The organism is Microcoleus sp. AT9b-C3, assembly GCF_036705485.1.
GTDB lineage: Bacteria > Cyanobacteriota > Cyanobacteriia > Cyanobacteriales > Microcoleaceae > Microcoleus.
Genome location: NZ_JAUBUR010000028.1, coordinates 67,158 through 84,470, shown reverse-complemented (window position 1 = coordinate 84,470; position 17,313 = coordinate 67,158). Strand labels below are relative to the sequence as shown.

Below are 17,313 nucleotides of genomic sequence, written 5' to 3'. Positions count from 1 at the left end.
AGGCCCAACTTCACTGTTTTCTGAGGCAGCAAAAGTTTCACAATTTTGTAGTCCAGACTTCAGTTTTTTTTGGTTAAAAGATGTATAAAAAGTTGGTAGTCAGGACTTGAGTTTTTTCTTGCCGAATGGGGAATGGAGGACTAAAGTGCTGACTACAAACCGGAGGAAAGACTAAAGTCTTTGCTACAAACCGGTTTTATAGACTTCTGCAAGAGAGATACAATCTAGTTTTAGCTTGAGCAATGACAACACAACAAAAAACTTGGAGTCAAAGATTTGAATCGGCGCTGCACCCGGCGATCGCCCGATTCAATGCTAGTATTGGCTTCGATATTGAATTGATTGAGTATGACTTGACGGGTTCTGTCGCTCACGCTAAAATGCTGGCCAAAACGGGGATTATTTCCGCAGCAGAAGGCGAACAGTTAGTCAATGGTTTGGAACAGATCCGCCGCGAATACCGCCAAGGACTTTTTGTTCCGGGAGTTGATGCAGAAGACGTTCACTTCGCTGTAGAGAAGCGGCTGACGGAGATCGTGGGGGATGCGGGCAAAAAGCTGCACACGGCCCGATCGCGCAACGATCAAGCCGGCACTGATACTCGCTTGTATTTGCGCGATCGCATCGCCGAAATTCGCGAGCAATTGCGGGAATTTCAAGGGGTTTTGCTCGATCTTGCCGATCGTAACGTGGAAACTTTAATCCCTGGTTATACGCACTTACAGCGCGCTCAGCCCATCAGTTTGGCTCATTACCTGTTAGCTTATTTTGAAATGACCGATCGCGATTGGGAACGTCTCGGCGATATCTGCAAGCGGGTGAATGTTTCGCCTTTGGGTTGTGGCGCGCTGGCAGGGACGACTTTCCCAATTGACCGACATTATACGGCAGAACTATTGCAGTTTGACAAGGTTTATGCTAATAGCTTAGATGGAGTGAGCGATCGAGATTTTGCGATCGAATTTCTCGCTGCAGCCAGCTTGATTATGGTACACCTGAGCCGCTTGTCAGAAGAAATGATTTTGTGGTCTTCTCACGAATTTGGATTTATTACGCTCAAAGATAGCTGCGCTACGGGTTCTAGCATCATGCCCCAGAAAAAAAATCCCGACGTGCCGGAGTTGGTGCGGGGCAAAGCGGGGCGGGTGTTCGGTAACTTGCAAGCCTTGTTGGTAGTAGTGAAGGGACTTCCTTTGGCCTACAACAAAGATTTACAAGAAGATAAAGAGGCTTTGTTTGATACCGTAAGAACGGTACAGGGTTGCTTGGAAGCAATGACCATTTTGTTGCGCGAAGGAATCGAGTTTAATGGCTCACGCCTCGCTGCTGCTGTTACGGAAGACTTTTCTAACGCTACAGACGTAGCCGACTACTTGGCCGCCAAAGGCGTTCCCTTCCGGGAAGCTTACAACCTTGTCGGCAAAGTCGTCAAAACTTGCCTTTCGGGGGGCAAACTCCTCAAAGATTTGACACTTGAGGAGTGGAAAGACTTGCACCCAGCCTTTGAGACAGACATTTACAGCGCGATCGCACCTCAGCAAGTGGTGGCGGCTCGCAATAGTTACGGGGGTACCGGGTTTGAACAAGTGAGAAAATCACTTATCGCTGCGCGCGATCGACTCGCCTAAACATCGTTGAATTATTGGACAAATTCCGGCTGGCTATCTCTACGAAAGAACGATCGTGTTTTCCACTCTGGTTCTAAGTTCGGCAGATAGCCTGGCTCAATTAATCTTCAGCAGCAGCCATGTCTTTGTCTCTGCCGCCGCTCATGGCGCCCATGCCACCGCCGTTGCCGCCGTCAAATCGTCTTCTCTTGTTGGAGAACATATCTTGATTTCTCCGCTTGCGAAACTTGCGAGCGTATGCTTGATTTCGTTGTGCCTTTTCTTTCTTGAGATTGCGGCGCTTAGCCATTCTGACCTCACTAATAAACATTGACAGTCCCCGGGCTTTCACGCACGGGGATTCTTAAGTTTGACACTCTGTGCACTCTTGGTGACTGAGATTCTTGGTTCAGCGAAGTCACTTGCTTGTAACAGGATTTCTCCCGCCAAAATATAGGTGTCTTCTCCCCAAGCGTAAATTCCGGTATGCCATACCGTACTCGATCAGTTCTCTTTATGTAGTTAGGTTTTCTTCAAATTTAGCTTTCCTAAACCGCAACACCGTTAGGTGTGACTACGTACTCAACTAATCCAGTTAAGTTTTTACGTTGGCTAGTTATACTCAATTTTAGACCGATGACGATCATAGCACACCCGGTACAAGACCCTGAAAAAAGAACATCGGGATTCAAGTCGCTGGGAATCTGGGTCTGATGGGACGCAATGTTTTCGCTCTGCCAGAAGATTTCTATAAACTCTTGACAAATTACGACAAATGACTATTAATCCCGGTGACATAGCTCCTGTCTTCAGCCTGCCCGACGCGCAAGGCAATGTCGTCAGCCTTGCAGATTTTCGAGGGCGGCGAGTTGTACTTTATTTTTACCCTAGGGACAATACCCCTGGCTGTACTAAAGAAGCTTGCGGCTTTCGCGATATTTACTTAGACTACCAGTCGCGCAATATTTCAGTCGTCGGTGTCAGTACAGACGGGGCCGGGGCCCACGCCAAGTTTGCAGCTAAATATCAACTGCCTTTTCCCCTGCTGTGCGACTTAAACGCCGAAGTTGCTACCGCCTACGGCTGTTACGGACTCAAAAAGTTTATGGGAAAAGAATTTATGGGAATTACTCGATCGACCTTCGCGATCGACCCAGATGGTAGGATTGAAAAGGTTTATCGGAAAATCAAACCAGAAACTCACGCAGCGGAGCTCCTAGCAGACTTGCCAGAACTCTGGCGTGAATCAAAAATTAAAAATTAAGACTCCGGAGCTGCAAGCTAGGAGGCCTGAAGTTATTATCTCCTAAACAAGCTTTTGAGTTTATGCGTCGATTGTGGCAAATTGTACAAACTGTCCTGGGACTGATTTTTCGACATCCCGTCACTGGTACTGCGGTGATTCCCGTATTGCCTGACGGGCGAATTGTGTTAATTCGCCGCCGCGACAACGGTCGCTGGGCACTGCCGGGAGGTATGGTGGATTGGGGAGAGGATATTCCGACGACAGTGCGCCGGGAATTAGCGGAGGAAACAGGACTCGATTTAGTCAAAATCCGTCGCTTGGTGGGTGTTTATTCGGCTGCAGATCGAGATCCTCGCCTGCACTCGATTTGTATCGTGGTGGCAGCAGAGGTAGAGGGAAAGATGCAAGTTCAGGATACGCTTGAAGTCAGCGAGGTTGAGGCTTTTTTCCCCGCATCCCTGCCGGAGGGCGCACTCAGCCACGATAACGACCAACACTTACAGGACTATTTTCAAGGCCTGACAACTTTGGCGTAAATCGGCGGGGCATCGAAATTTCAGAAAAGTCGGAAATTACCTCGCCGTCAAAAATTGTCTGTGATGACTGGGGAATTAATTTTAAATGTTTTCCTACTTTATATTCACAATCTCTGAACATTAAATTAATCATCTTTTTATTACTAAATATTTAACCGGATGTACTCACCGCTACGCAATTCTCGGGTCAAACTCTCTGTAGGGCAAATCTTTTGGCACGAAGTCGGTCAAGGCCCGAATTTAGTATTTTTGCACGGTTCTTGGCACGACAGCAGTCAGTGGCTGAGGACGATCGAACATTTGAGTCCCTACTACCACTGCTTCGCACCGGATTTGCTGGGGTTTGGCGACTCGGAACGCCCGAATCTTCATTATTCGATCGACCTGGAAGTGGAATGTCTCGCCCAATACCTCGATACTTTGAAGGTGCGACAGGTTTATTTAATCGCTCATTCTCTGGGCGGCTGGGTGGCCACCAGCTACGCTATCAAATATCCCGATCGAGTTCAGGGTTTGGTTTTGTTGGCCCCAGAAGGCGTCAAGGTTGGCAACAGGCGGGGGCGGTGGCAGACGGCTAGCTGGCTAATGGGTCAACCACCCTTCGCTTTTTGGTTGCTGCGATCGATCTATCCTATTGGTAAGTTGCTGGGTAGTCAAAACAAGATTGACGGACTGCTAAAGTTCAGACAGCAGTTGATGCAGTCCCCTGTTGCGGTGCAGTTGCTGTTCCGGCGGCGGCGGGCTGAAATTGCAGCGGAGTTAGTTGATGAGAATTTGCCTTTGCTGAAAGCGCCTGTTTTGCTGTTGCACGGTTCTGAAGATACGCCCGCAGCTTCGTCTCTGTGTCAATCCTATGCTGCTATGGCTCCTAATGCCGAACAGCAAGTTGTCAGTCCAGCGGAAAGCAATTTGCCGCAGGAAGTCCCGGAGGTTGTTGCTAAATATATTCGGGAATTTGCTAAGTGAATTGGGAATTGGTAAGGAAGAAACAGGGAAGAGGGAATAGGGAAGAGGGAAGAAGAATTCCCCATTATCCCTCCCCCTTAACAATGACTCATAAGTTATGACTCATAACTCATGACTCATTCCCCAAAAAATAGCCTCTGGTGCGTCAATTAAGCCTGCGGCTGTATCAGGAAAGGCTGCTGTGAGGTATTTTAAAAGCAGAGTGCGATCGCCCCCCGTGACCGCAATTTTGCTATCAGGAAACAAACACCGCCAATCTTCAATAAAATCCCTGACTCCTGCTACCGTCGTATACACAACTCCGCTTTGAATTGCCCCAGCAGTGTCTTTCGCCCAGCGGTGCGGCAGATTTTGTGGTAAAGTGATTAAAGGTAATGCAGCAGTTTTTTTACCTAGCGACAATAACTGCAAACCCAAACCTGGTAAGATTGCGCCCCCAACTAAATACCTATTGACATCAGCCCCAGTAAATGTTAAAGCTGTACCAGCATCTATAAGTAAAACTGGCCAACCCAATTGGTTACCAGCGCCCAGTACAGCCAAAGCTCTGTCAATTCCCAGGGTAGGATAGAGTCCCCCGATCGGCAACTGGTCTAAAGTAATAATTCGGACCTCAGGATAACTCTGCCAAATTGCTGTTTGCTGGGTAACTACTGAGGCCAAAATTAGAGGCAGCGGCACTAAAGAAAGTGTGTGAGGATTAGAAAAAGCGGTAGTCGCAGGAAGAGAAAGGAGATTTTGAGAATATATTTCCTCGATCGACCTCATTACTATTTGCACCAAATATTCTGCTTTTTCCCCCTCCCAGAGGTGGGAAACAGCATCAGCATTGATATGGTCTGTATCCCATGTTTTCTCCAGGGTTTTGCCCACAAATAATCCCCAGTGCAGCCGGGAATTGCCGATCGCTAAAGCTATTTTAATTTGGTCTTTACCTTTGCATCCAGAACTAATGTTGTCGCTGGTTGCTGGCGAACGAAAATTGTCGGTTATTGAGTTTTCCATGTTGATCGATCGCGCGCAAACATTGAACTAAAGATAGATTTTAGATGAATTTTGTTCGCTTAACCGGGCGGTTAACTCTATTTGACATCTGACCAAGTTCCATGCCACGCGCCAATTAGTATTGTGGGCGACAGAGGGCATACTTGCTAAATATAAATATTTGTAAAGCAAATAATTGCTTTGCTCAGGCTGCATCCTTTATAATGTATTAAGATACTCCAAAAGTCCTGGTAGCTGCGATGGGGCTGTTGGCGGGGTAAGCATAGGTTTATAAAACCAGACTCAATCAAAATACTGTACAACTGCTGAGTAAATATGTCTTTGAAAATACAAGAACACGAAAACCCCTGGCCGAGAGTAACTTCGCGGTTGCCTGAATCGGAAAACTGGAGGCAGGAAGAAAGTCTTTCGCTGCAGGAAGTAGACCAACAAAAAGCCCTAATCGTGCAGATGCAGCAGCAAGTTCAGTTATCAAACTTGCTGAACCAAATTAATAACGAAATTCGCAGTACACTTGACATAGAAGAAATTTTGACATCGGCCTGCAGATTGCTGGGGCAAGCATTACAGTGCAGTCGCGTGAGCATTTTAGTCAAAGAATCAAATACAGAAAAAACTTTAGTCACGCGCGGAGAGTACAACGCGGGGGACTATCCGATTCAACTGGGAATGAAAGTACCGATGAGTGACAACCCGCATTTGGCTGCCGTCGTGTCTCAGCAAGAGTCCCTAGCAGTGACGAAGTTTCTCGATTTTCCGGGATTGAACCCACAAACCCGAAAAATTGCCGAAGCTTTGGAGATTAAGTCAATGCTGGCAGTAGCTACTCGCTATCAAGGTGAAGTGAATGGCATAATTGGCTTGCATCAGTGCGATCGCGAACGGGAATGGACTGATTGGGAAAGGCAGCTTTTAGAAGGGGTAGGATCGCAATTGGCGATCGCGATCAATCAAGCCAAACTCTATAGCAAAACCAGGCGCCAAGCCGAACGAGAATCGCTGCTACGGCTGATCGGCAACCAAATTCGCAGTACCCTGGATCTGGGAACTATCCTGGAAACAGCGGTGAGGGAAGTCCGCCAAATGTTGCAGTGCGATCGCGTAATCATCTATCAGTTTCAAGACAACTGGCAAGGAAAAGTTGTTGTTGAAGATATGGTCATTCCTTGGCCTTCAATTTTAGGAGATATGGGGGCTGATAAGTGTTTCCGGGGAGATTACGCCGATCTTTACCAGCAAGGGCGAGTCAAAGCCATTAATGATATTTTTAATGCTGGTTTAGAGCCTTGCCATGTCGATTTCTTAGACCGTTTGCAGGTAAAAGCTAATCTGATTGTGCCGATTGTTACATCAAGAACTGAAGAAAATACCCCCGACACAGCCGGAAGCTATAATCCTCAATTTCCCGGTAGGCTGTGGGGTTTGCTGATTGCTCACGAGTGCGGGGATACCCGCAATTGGCAGCGACAAGAAATGGAGTTGCTATCCCAGATAGCCAACCAAATGGCGATCGCCATTCAGCAAGCAGAACTTTACAGCCAAGTCCAAGATGCTGCGGTAAAATCTCAAGCTCAAACCCAGCAATTGCAGGCTGCGTTAGAAGAATTGCGATCGGCACAGCAGCAATTGATTCAAAGCGAAAAAATGTCAGGTTTGGGGCAAATGGTAGCGGGAATTGCTCATGAAATTAACAACGCCAACAATTTCATCCACGCTAACTTGTTTCATGCTCAAGAATATTTTAAAGCCTTGAACCAAGCTCTAGAACGGGTCGGAAATGCCTGCCCGGAAGCAGCGGAAGCAATTGTCAGAATCAATGAAGAACTAGAACTCGATTACATTCGAGAAGATTTTGGTAAACTGCTCAATTCAATGCGAGAAGGCAGCGGGAGGATTCGCTCGATCGTGATGACGCTGCGAAATTTTTCTCGTTTAGACCACGCTGAATTAAAACCAGTAGATTTGAATGAAGGTTTAGAAAGCAGTTTCTTGATGCTGCAAAATAAGCTAAAAACCCATATCAAAATAGAAAAGCAATACGGCAATTTGCCGCCTGTTCAATGTCATGCCAGTCAAATTAACCAAGTATTTTATAATTTGATTGACAATGCTTTAGATGCGCTCCAGTCAACGAGCCAACCGGGGGAATTAACCATTCGCAGTTGGCAAAGCGAGCCGGACTGGGTAACAATCTCTGTCCGCGACACGGGAACTGGCATTCCTGCAGAAATTCAAGACAAGATTTTTGACCCATTTTTTACTACTAAACCTGTGGGAAAAGGCACTGGTTTAGGACTTTCAGTGTGCTATCAGGTAATTGTTCAAGCTCACGGCGGCAAGCTGAGCTGCGTCAGTCAGGTTGGCGAAGGAAGTGAGTTTATTGTAGAGTTGCCCCTGACAAATCAGAGGAGGGTAAGTGGATAATTTCTGCTTTAGTCAGATTAATGACTAATTCCCCCTGCCCGTGGATTGATAAGTAATTAACCGGACTGGATATTAATTGTCAACTTGCTGCTGATAGGCATGATATACAGCCTCTAAAAAGAGATTAGCATCAACTTTTGTCGGCAGTTTTCCCAAACCAATAATTTCTTTAACCTGAGTAGCCAGTTGTTTGCTTAATTCATTTCTGGCATTAGGTATCATAGCTTCGCGCCGCTGCAAATACTCTCGAACTACAGCAAAATCTTCTGGCAGCAAGCGGGAGATATCGGTATCGATCAGCAATTTTTTCGCCAGGGATTGAGCTGATGTTGATACTTTCAATGCAGGAGTTGTCAGAGGTTGTTCTTCTTGAATTACCAGGGTGCCTGCTACCAAATCTCCCAAACGTTTTTCCCGCTGGCTGAACACTATAAAAAATACGCCTATAAAAAATAAGTCGTCAAAAGGCCGCAACAAAGCCCGCAGTGTTGATTGCTGAAGCCTGACTGGACGACCGTCATCCCTAATTACTCGGATTTTGACACGACGCTTGCCTGGTGTTTGACCCGACCACACCGTTTCAAAAAATACAAAGTAACCTACATAAATGAAAAAACCAATTAATGCCTGAACTGCTATTAACCAGAGCTCTAAGCGATTGGTACTTCCTAGCAACTTTGCGATCGTCTCAAGCAACAGTGAATTAAATATCAGTACACCTAATAGAAACACTACTATGATCAAACCCAAAATGATATAGTCGATCAGCAATGCGTATGCTCGGTTGCCAATTCCCGCTAAGGTAAATTCGAGTTCAACACTTTCTGGAGTGTGCAGAGTGAAGCGATTAAAAAGTGGCATAAATCGAAGGAATAAGGAAGAAGGTTCGGCAACGAGCAATGTACGGGATGTAAAGGATAGAAGGAAGAAGGAAGAAGGCAGAAGGCAGAAGGCAGAGCTTACGTTTAATTAGGTGGGGTTATTTTTCAATATATAATAACCTCAGTCAAGTTTGGTTTTTTTATTCAGAAAAATTGAATTTATTGAGATACCAAATTTATTAAATAAATCTGGTATCGGGGCATTCATTTTTTGGTATTTGGCTTGTTTGAATTGCCTTTTTTATCGCGCATTTGCAAACCCAAACCTTCTTTGCGACTGCGGAGGTCGTAGTAGATAATAGCTTTAATACCTTGCCAAAAAGGAGTTACCAACGCGCCAAAGCCAAAGCTCAGTCCCACAATCAAAATCCAATAAACTAAGAAGTATAGACTGGATTCTGGCCCGAAAACTCTAAGTAAAACAACTTGAACGATTGCGGTAAGTACATTTGATACAATGTAAACCGGGAGAGAGACCAAAAAGGCCACGACAACTATCCACTGAATGCGTCCGACCGACCCCTTAGTTAACTCCCAACTGCGACTGATTGCTGAACTAGCACTCTGATTGTTCTCGATCGCTAGCGGCACCTCAACAATCAGCAAGCGAGAGAGAATTCGGATATATATAATTAAGAAAGCAATGACCCCAACGGCTACCAGCAAACCTCCAATAATTGTGCCATTTTGCCCAAAGATAGTAGCAGCCCCCACTCCCACAACTAACAGCGCGATCGCACATCCCAAGTAAACCCCAATGTAAATCAGAGATGTCAATACACCCGCCCACAAAAAACGCCACATCCGAGGATTCACCTCACTGTTAGCATCACTGACAGTCTCAGGATTTTCCCTAACTTCAGCGAAAGCCAGACGAGAAATGAGCGCTGCGATCGCAGAATATTTAGCCCAACCATAAATCGGAACTAACAACCACAGATAAGCTGTGAAAGCCAAACCAAAATATGACTTAAAATGGTCGCGGTAAATCCGCAAACTAGCACTAACAACGTTACCGACGCTCAAGGGGCCTGTTTGTCCAGAAGAACTAAGATTTTTTTTAGGCATGACTGGATGGGTGTAGTGGTTTGAGGCGGAAAATTTACAACTATCTTAAGCTATATCTAATAGAACTTAGTGAAAACTTTATGAATATTAAACGTTGGATCGCGCGGCGGGAACCCAACTGGAAACGGTTGGACACTCTTTTACAGCAAGTAGAAAAAAAGGGGCTAAAGTCCCTAGCTGCGTCTGAAATCACGGAATTAGCGAGTTTGTACCGTTCTGTTTCGGCGGATTTGGCTAGGGCGAGGACAAATGAAGTCGGTAATATTTTGTTACAAGATTTGCAAAGGTTAACTTCTCGTGGCTACACCCAAATTTACCAAGGTTCGCGCCGCCAAGATTGGGAAGCTATAGTGGAGTTTTGCCGCTGGGGTTTTCCGGCTACGGTACAGCAGACGTTTGGTTATACGGCGACTGCGACGGGTATTTTTTTAGTAATGGCGTTGATTGCTTGGTGGTTTGCTTGGCAAGATCCGGCGTTTTTGTCCCTAGTAGTTCCTGGACATTTGATTAAAACGGTACGCGATGACGGGAAATTGTGGATGGGTTCAATTGTGGGAATCGAACCTTTAGCTTCTAGCGGTATTATGACTAACAATCTATCCGTATGTTTTGCGGCTGTTGGGGGAGGGATTGTTTTCGGTCTTTACACTGTTTATATTATGGCATTTAATGGAGTGAGCATCGGCGCGATCGCCAGTTTAGTAGCTCAGCACAATTTAGCTTACCCTTTTTGGGCCTTTGTATTTCCTCACGGTTCCCTGGAATTGCCTGCGATTTTTTTAGCTGGCGGCGCTGGTTTAATCATCGCCCGCGCCATCTTTTTTCCTGGCAAATATCGCCGTGCTGATGCCATGAAGTTTTACGGTACTCAAGCTGCACAATTGGTATTTGGGATTGTGCCGATGCTGGTAATTGCTGGTACGATCGAGGGTTTTTTCTCGCCAAATCCGGCAATTCCCGATCCGTTGAAGTATTTGGCTGGGATCGGGTTGTTTGCGCTGTTGGTGATGTATTGCAGTAAAAGGCGATCGGCTACATTGGTGTCAAATTAAGCCTGACAACCTTTGTATCTCTCAATATGTCCTCAACAGTGGATGCGGTTTGGAACCGTTACAACTGAAAACTGCTGAGCGTATCGAGCGGGCTCTGCCTACTTACACAATTGTGGCATGGCGCTTATTGTGGATGATTTACGAATCTCGTCATCATCCTGATACTGGGGTTGACACTATTCTGGAAACCCATGAATGGCAAGCACTTTACTGTACGATTCATTCGACTCCTATCCCGACTCAATCACCCCCAACTTTCAGTGATTGCCTGAGTTGGATTGCGAAACTTGGTGGATTTTTGGGTAGAACAGGAGATGGTGAACCGGGAGTTAAGACTCTCTGGCGAGGCTTACAACGCTTGCATGATATCGCTGCTACCTGGCAATTAGTTTCTACCCGTTCCCCCCCGAATGTCAAGCCTGATTTTGTTAAGAAAGATGTGAGTAAGGCATAGGGGGGCTAGGGGGATCTAGACTCTGCTAGAAGCGAGATTTATCATGAATTTTAGTCTGAATTAGACACCAATAACCACTGACAACTGTCAACTGTCAACTGACAACTGACTACTAATTATTCTTTGACTCGCACGTCGATAACGCTGGCGTTGAAAATGTACTTGTTGCCTTCAAGCTCTAGCGTAGTGCCAATTTTGACTTTCGTATTACCTAAAACCGGGCCATTTTCAGTAAGTTGACCTTTGCCCTCTAAGGTAAACATCATATTTTTGCTGAAGGCTTCTTCTTCTCTGGGATCGGGGAGAGCTTTCAGAGTGCCGTTGGGCTGAGGAACTGCTAGGGTTCGGGTGAGAGTTTTGGCCGATTTGATGGTAATCTGACCGGAGGGTTGATTGCGGATCACCACATTGATTTTATCACCTGCTTTGAACAAATCTTGAACGTTTGTTCCTTTGAGACCGATCGCAATTGCATCAATTTCTACAGGTTTGACACTGGTGCCGACTTGGGCGACGGAACCCCCAGAAGTGCCGGGAAAGAAGAAGATTCCGACTGCAACTAGCAGTACGATTAGAGCGGCACCTACGTCTAGGATGCTGAGTTTGCCGAACAGCCGGCCTTGAGAATCCAAAATTTTCATAAATCGCCTATTATACTGATAGCGACAGGAGTATGTTTACAAGCTCAGGACTTACACAGACATCGATGAAAAACAGATGCTGCTATTGCTGAGCTACCGCTGGCAATGACATACTTTATTGATGCGTAAGTCCTGAAGCTAAAAGATATTACCACAACGATCGCCCAAAATCCGCATGACTTGGGCACTTAACCCAGAAGCCAGTTAACGGCGGTTGGTTAGCCTTGGCTGGAGCCCCCAAAAGCTGGTGGCGCCGTTCAAAATTGACAAAAAGCTAGAATAGCAACTAAGCAGCCTCAAATTACGTCTGCCTATTTAGTGACTTTTCGAGTTTTTCCTACAATTTTATCTAACTTCTGGCACGTATCACTCATGTTAAAAAGTTTTTGGTTGACTTGCCGGCGTACTTGCGGCCGGGGGATTTATCTGTTTCTGTCCCTGATTGTGGCTGCAGGTATCTGGGTGGTTTCCCCGGAACCGACTCAAGCATTTTCTTTGCCTGAACTGATTTTTCGAGGCATTCAAGTTATTCAATTATCGAATATGTCCGATCGCCAAGAGGTGGCTATTGGCAAACAAATTAATCAGCAGTTAACCAACAGCGAGTTTAAGATTGACCGCGATAGGGACACTACAGAATATATCAACCGCATCGGTCAACGACTCGCTCAAGAAAGCACTCGCCCGAATATTCCTTATACTTTTCAAGTGATTGACGACGACACGATTAATGCTTTTGCAACTATGGGCGGTTTTGTTTATGTGAATAAAGGCTTGATGGCAGCGGCGGACAATGAGGCAGAATTGGCCAGTGTGATCGCCCACGAAATCGCTCACATTAATGCTCGCCACGCCCTTAAACAAATGCGTCAAATGGCTATAGCTTCAGGTGTAGCTTCGGCGACTGGGCTCGATCGATCTCAGGCGGTTCAGATTGGGGTGGAATTGGCTTTGCGGCGCCCCCACAGTCGCCAAGCTGAGTATGAAGCCGATCAGTTGGGATTGCAAACTATGGGGCGAGCAGGCTACGCTCAATCTGGGATGGTTGATTTTATGAAAAAGTTGCTCAACAAGCCTTCTCCTCCTAGCATTTTGAGCACTCACCCGGCAACTGGCGATCGTATTGCTGCTATTTCACAGGCTATAGATCCGGATCTTGCTAGCGGTGAAGGTTTGAATAATGAGGATTACAGGCTAGAAATCCGCAGACTTCTAGGTTCGTAGCAAACGTAAATCAGTCAGGCACTCTCTTGTTTTAGACCTCTGGCAGAAATAGCTGGGACGGGCCGGAGAGCCCGTCCGAAACTTTGCTTAAAAGGACTTTTGCAAGAAGTATTTTCTCTTCTCTTCCCTTCTCTTTTCTTACTTCGCGATCTTCGCGTCTTCGCGGTTCCTTAAAAAATAAATCCAGTTACTAAGGTATGTCAGCAGCAATTTAATTTCGATTTAAGAGATCGGACTTAAGCTGACATACCCTACAAGGAAAACTTGATTTAACACTGCTGTTGAACAACAGAATCGATCGCAGGTTTGGGGGGTGCAATCGGCTGCGGCTTCAATTGCCTGACAACTTCGTCAAACGGCAAAATTCGGACTTGATTGTTAAATACATTTACTTGATAAACTCTGCGGTAGCTGAGGTCAAATCCTGTCAGCCAGCCGCTTTTGGGATGATAAGCACCCGTGTCAATGTCCAACCACCCTTCGCCCCTGACTAATTCGCCCGGTCTGACCCCATGAAAGGTAAAGGTGATCGTGTGACCGGTGATAATTAATTTATTGGGAAAATAGGGTTTCGACATGGTGTGAAATTCCCTGCGAATCCAACAAAGTTGTTCGATCGACTGTTCATCGAGCGACAGATGGGGGTCAACGCCGGCGTGAACCAGCCAGATGTCCCCTAAGTCCAGGTGCGTGGGGAGCGATCGCAGCCACTCTAAGTGTTTGTACGGCATCATCCCTGTATCTCTGTAGCTCGCTACTGTCGCATCGCCGCCACTGTAGAGCCAAGATTGCCACGATCGCATATCCATCGGCGTCCCCGACAAAGCCTCCAGCATCAGTTGTTCGTGGTTGCCCAACAGAGTTTGGTAGGGGCTTTGCTGTACAAAATCTAATACCTGAGCACTTTTGGGGCCGCGATCGATTAAGTCTCCCAAAAAATAGACGCGATCGTTCGAGCTGGGGGCAAGTGCCTCTAGCAGGGTCATTAACCCGTCGTAATGCCCGTGTACGTCCCCGATAACAATGCGCCGGTGCTCCATTGTGTTTATCCGCTTCCCTGACTCAAAAGCCCCATCTCTAGCTTATAGCATCTGATTTTGCTGCTATTTGCCTCTCCTCTTTTACGGTGGAGGGGTGTCACCCATTATACTGCTTTGTATAAAGATTCTGTAAAGCTCGCGACTACCTGTTTGCGTAGCTACTGATAGAAACACAGGCAAGCTGTTCATTGTGGTTCTGCAACTGCTGTTACTGAGGCAAAGCTTTGAATTATTTCACGCTTTAGGGTGCATCAGCGATTAGCCGACGGATTAAGTCGAAAATAATCCTAGCTAACACACCCTAAAATACGATCGAGCCTTAACGATTGTCACTGAGTCAAAGCTTTGAGGAATGTCTGGAGTTCTGCCAAAAAACCTTTCTTTTTTAGAGGTTTTGCAGGTGTGGTGGAGTCAGGATCGGCGCTTGGGACAGAAGCGGCTAAAATCCGCTCTAAATCGTCTCCGACTGGTTTTTGGGCGGTTTCAGAAATTAGTTCGTATTCGTCGTTTGTTTCCAGCCACACTTGCCACGGTTGAGGGTAGCAGCGGAATAAAGCAGCAGTGTCTAGGGGTCTGATATAGTAGCAGGATTCAATTTTGCTGAGGAATCGATCGCGCAATTGGCGGCCCGCATAGCCTATACCTATAGTGGCAACATCTTCCAGGCGCGGGTTGAGTAGAATTACTGGGCGACCGGCCGCAGCTATGTAAATTTTTTCTACTTGGGCAACTTCTACGGCTGCTGGATTGATCAAAAGGAAAAGTTGATCTTCCGGTGCTATTTTATCTTCAACAGGGGTGCGACTGCTACCCAAATCAGTGACTTTAAAGGGTGTTTCTCCCCAGTCACGGCGCGCGAGGGCTGCCGCACCGGTGTCGGGAAAAAAGACTTTTACTCCGGGGTAGATTTCCTCAAATTCTGGGAGGAATTGTAAGGTGATAGACTGTGCTTGCAGGGCGATTTCTGGAAATACTAATTCGACTTGAAGTAGATTTTTGCCGTCCGAGAGGGCAGCGGCGGTGGCAATGCGGGATTGGGCGATCGCCTCGTTGAGATCCTTGGGCAGTTCTGTCATTAATCTTATTGTTTTTACTCGACTTCTCTCAATCTAATTTTACCTGAGATATTGCACCATTCTCAATTACCTATTGTGGAACAGGCCGGAAAGCCTGTTCCACAATAAAATTCACTCTTTGTGGAACAGGCCGGAAAGCCTGTTCTTGAGAATGGTACAAGATGTAACTTTGACCGCACTAAGCCACAAAAGCTAACACCGATACGGGCGAACCGGAACCTCCCAAAAGGCGCAATATTCCGATAACTAAAGTGATGTTAGCCGCAGGTAACAAGTCGAGATTTGCCAGATTTTCCAGCACTATTCGCTGCTTTTCCAATACCAATTTATTAACCGCAAAACTTTCATCTTGCCCGGTATCGACTCCGTGGGTGTCGGTGCCAATTCCGACTATCGAGCGTTCTTCTAGCAAAAATTGAGTGGCTGCTTTACCAAATCCGGGAAAGTGGCAAATTCCGCGATCGTCTCGGTTAAAAAATGCTCCCGGATTCTCCCATTTTTCTTGCCAGCCAGTATACAATAAAACTAGATTTCCGGGTTCTATAAGTTTGTGCTGCCGTTCCCAAGTCAATATATCATCAATTGTTAAAGTGTAGTCGGGATTGGCAAGACTTTGCTCTCGGATGTCGATCGTAATTGCGGGGGAAACTAGCGACTGCGGGGGATAATTATCAATACTCGCCCCTCCTGCATCAAAGCTGTTGGGTGCGTTGATGTGAGTGCCGCTGTGTTCTCCGAGTGAGAATTTTCGCAGGAAATAGCCGTGTTGTTCTATTTGAGAGACAGTTTCAAATTCTATCGCTGGATCTCCGGGCCAGATGGGAATATTTGGGTGAATTGCATGGGTTAAGTCTACAATTGTGCTATATGCGATCGTTTTTAAGTTATTTGACTTAAAGTTGTTTGTCATCAGGTTAAATAGATCTATTATTTATTAAACAAAATTGAGTTTTTGACCTTTTGCAAAGTCAATATAAAATTTTAAATATAAAATCTAAAATTCGATTAGTCGATCGAGCGTTGCTTCCATCACATCCTTTGTTTGCCCGGAAACAGTATACACCAAAGCTTCTCGATAAACTCTCCCGGCGGGGTGTAGGACACCGTTAGCAGCACCGCTAGAAACTGCAACCGCCGCGTGCCCGCAACGCACCGCTAAATCAATGGCTTGAGCTCGCAGCGCTAATTGTTCAGCTTTCGAGCTATGTTGAGATTGTGGGAAATTGTGTTTTAGCCGATCGAGCTTTTGCTCTAGTTTTTGGTAAGCTGTCGTTATCAAAGGTGAATTCTTAGCAGCCGCCGCTGCAGCAATTACATCCAATCCCGCTCGAATACAGCCAAAAGTACCCGGAACAAAATTCAGTATATTTTTGCTGTCGTTTTCCGAAATCCAGCCGACAGGTTTAACTGAAATTATTTCCGATTCATGCAGCAACCAATTATCGAGAGTGGCTGTCACAGTATTAGTCGAGTTCATGGCAATTAACTGCATGATTTCGCTGAACGCTATTTTACCCGATTCGCCTTCAATATTGGCAAAAGGCACTAAACCGAAAACTGCGCGATTGTCAGGAAGTACCGCAGCTACAATAAACTTCTGAAACAATGCAAAACCTGTTACCCAAGGAACTTTTCCTGACAGTAAATAGCCCGCTTTTGTGGGAGTTGCGGTGACGGCCCGATTGCCCGATCGCCTTAAATGCGAAAACCCAATACCCAAGCGTAACTCTTTTTGGGCGATCGCGGGCAAGTATCTGCTTTTTAGCATTTCCTGGTCGCTGTTAGCAAGCATTGCAGTTGCGCTGTGGTGCTGAGTTTGCAGGAAAGACAAAGCGCCGGAATATCGAGCCGTCAATTCCTGATATTGGTAAAAAATCTCCGGTGCAATTTCAGCGCCGCCCCATTTTTGGGGAACTCGCAACGCTAAGAGCGATCGATCTTCCAATCCAGCAACTGCTGTTTTCAGGGCTTCCGAGTCACTGTCGATACTTTCTGCGTGAGGTACTACACATTTTTGGAGGTAAGTTTCTGTGCTGCTAAGAATATCTTGAAAATTCATTTTTTATAATTATTTTATAGCAGAGGTAGGGACG

At 46.1% G+C, this 17,313-nt stretch carries 17 protein-coding genes; 8 read left to right on the top strand and 9 right to left on the bottom strand.

Features of this window, described 5'->3' with window-relative positions; genetic code table 11:
• The first annotated feature begins 242 nt into the window (after positions 1 to 242).
• Complete coding sequence (argH, locus tag QUB77_RS22805; protein ID WP_333177458.1) at positions 243 to 1,628, top strand: argininosuccinate lyase; 1,386 nt, start codon at positions 243 to 245, stop codon at positions 1,626 to 1,628.
• A 100-nt stretch (positions 1,629 to 1,728) separates the two neighbouring features.
• Here argH and QUB77_RS22800 read toward each other — a convergent pair whose 3' ends face one another.
• A complete protein-coding gene (locus tag QUB77_RS22800; RefSeq protein ID WP_006632360.1) occupies positions 1,729 to 1,917 on the bottom strand; it encodes a hypothetical protein in 189 nt (62 codons plus the stop codon).
• Between the two features lie 465 nt (positions 1,918 to 2,382).
• Between QUB77_RS22800 and bcp the strand changes: the two genes are divergently transcribed.
• From bcp to QUB77_RS22785, 3 genes are all read left to right on the top strand, one after another.
• On the top strand, positions 2,383 to 2,871 hold the full coding sequence (bcp, locus tag QUB77_RS22795; protein ID WP_333177461.1) for a thioredoxin-dependent thiol peroxidase: 489 nt from the start codon (positions 2,383 to 2,385) through the stop codon (positions 2,869 to 2,871).
• A gap of 62 nt (positions 2,872 to 2,933) precedes the next feature.
• Positions 2,934 to 3,389 carry an NUDIX hydrolase gene (locus tag QUB77_RS22790; protein WP_333150782.1) on the top strand — a complete coding sequence of 152 codons (456 nt, stop codon included), beginning with the start codon at positions 2,934 to 2,936 and terminating at the stop codon, positions 3,387 to 3,389.
• Positions 3,390 to 3,548: 159 nt separating this feature from the next.
• Positions 3,549 to 4,355 (top strand): alpha/beta hydrolase, encoded by an 807-nt coding sequence (locus QUB77_RS22785; RefSeq protein WP_333177464.1) that lies wholly within the window; start codon positions 3,549 to 3,551, stop codon positions 4,353 to 4,355.
• Positions 4,356 to 4,457: 102 nt separating this feature from the next.
• Here QUB77_RS22785 and QUB77_RS22780 read toward each other — a convergent pair whose 3' ends face one another.
• Entirely contained in the window at positions 4,458 to 5,360 is a 903-nt protein-coding gene (locus tag QUB77_RS22780) for a pantothenate kinase (RefSeq protein ID WP_333177466.1), read from the bottom strand.
• 315 nt (positions 5,361 to 5,675) lie between these two features.
• Here QUB77_RS22780 and QUB77_RS22775 point away from each other — a divergent pair, with 315 nt between their 5' ends.
• A complete protein-coding gene (locus QUB77_RS22775; protein WP_333177469.1) occupies positions 5,676 to 7,784 on the top strand; it encodes a GAF domain-containing protein in 2,109 nt (702 codons plus the stop codon).
• Between the two features lie 72 nt (positions 7,785 to 7,856).
• Here the strand turns inward: QUB77_RS22775 and QUB77_RS22770 are convergent, their stop codons facing one another.
• Entirely contained in the window at positions 7,857 to 8,645 is a 789-nt protein-coding gene (locus QUB77_RS22770) for an RDD family protein (protein WP_333177472.1), read from the bottom strand.
• A gap of 224 nt (positions 8,646 to 8,869) precedes the next feature.
• A complete protein-coding gene (locus tag QUB77_RS22765; RefSeq protein ID WP_333177475.1) occupies positions 8,870 to 9,733 on the bottom strand; it encodes a glycerophosphoryl diester phosphodiesterase membrane domain-containing protein in 864 nt (287 codons plus the stop codon).
• Between the two features lie 80 nt (positions 9,734 to 9,813).
• On the opposite strand from QUB77_RS22765, the gene QUB77_RS22760 reads away from it, so the two are divergent.
• Together QUB77_RS22760 and QUB77_RS22755 are read left to right on the top strand one after the other, a co-directional pair.
• Positions 9,814 to 10,785 (top strand): stage II sporulation protein M, encoded by a 972-nt coding sequence (locus QUB77_RS22760; RefSeq protein ID WP_333177478.1) that lies wholly within the window; start codon positions 9,814 to 9,816, stop codon positions 10,783 to 10,785.
• 49 nt (positions 10,786 to 10,834) lie between these two features.
• Positions 10,835 to 11,239 (top strand): IS4 family transposase, encoded by a 405-nt coding sequence (locus QUB77_RS22755; protein ID WP_333177481.1) that lies wholly within the window; start codon positions 10,835 to 10,837, stop codon positions 11,237 to 11,239.
• A 116-nt stretch (positions 11,240 to 11,355) separates the two neighbouring features.
• Here the strand turns inward: QUB77_RS22755 and QUB77_RS22750 are convergent, their stop codons facing one another.
• Positions 11,356 to 11,880, bottom strand: coding sequence for a DUF4330 domain-containing protein (locus QUB77_RS22750; protein WP_333177483.1), 525 nt, complete (start codon positions 11,878 to 11,880; stop codon positions 11,356 to 11,358).
• 372 nt (positions 11,881 to 12,252) lie between these two features.
• Between QUB77_RS22750 and QUB77_RS22745 the strand changes: the two genes are divergently transcribed.
• A complete protein-coding gene (locus tag QUB77_RS22745; RefSeq protein ID WP_333177485.1) occupies positions 12,253 to 13,104 on the top strand; it encodes a M48 family metallopeptidase in 852 nt (283 codons plus the stop codon).
• 269 nt (positions 13,105 to 13,373) lie between these two features.
• Here the strand turns inward: QUB77_RS22745 and QUB77_RS22740 are convergent, their stop codons facing one another.
• The 4 genes from QUB77_RS22740 to QUB77_RS22725 all read right to left on the bottom strand — a co-directional run bounded on the left by QUB77_RS22740 (position 13,374) and on the right by QUB77_RS22725 (position 17,279).
• The gene (locus QUB77_RS22740) at positions 13,374 to 14,144 is read right to left on the bottom strand and encodes a metallophosphoesterase family protein (protein WP_333177488.1); all 771 of its coding nucleotides are present in this window, start codon (positions 14,142 to 14,144) and stop codon (positions 13,374 to 13,376) included.
• 329 nt (positions 14,145 to 14,473) lie between these two features.
• Positions 14,474 to 15,220, bottom strand: coding sequence for a DUF1995 family protein (locus QUB77_RS22735; protein WP_333177491.1), 747 nt, complete (start codon positions 15,218 to 15,220; stop codon positions 14,474 to 14,476).
• A gap of 178 nt (positions 15,221 to 15,398) precedes the next feature.
• Positions 15,399 to 16,130 (bottom strand): cyclase family protein, encoded by a 732-nt coding sequence (locus tag QUB77_RS22730; protein ID WP_333177494.1) that lies wholly within the window; start codon positions 16,128 to 16,130, stop codon positions 15,399 to 15,401.
• Between the two features lie 84 nt (positions 16,131 to 16,214).
• Positions 16,215 to 17,279, bottom strand: coding sequence for an acyl-CoA dehydrogenase family protein (locus QUB77_RS22725; RefSeq protein WP_333177495.1), 1,065 nt, complete (start codon positions 17,277 to 17,279; stop codon positions 16,215 to 16,217).
• Between the last annotated feature and the right edge of the window lie 34 nt (positions 17,280 to 17,313).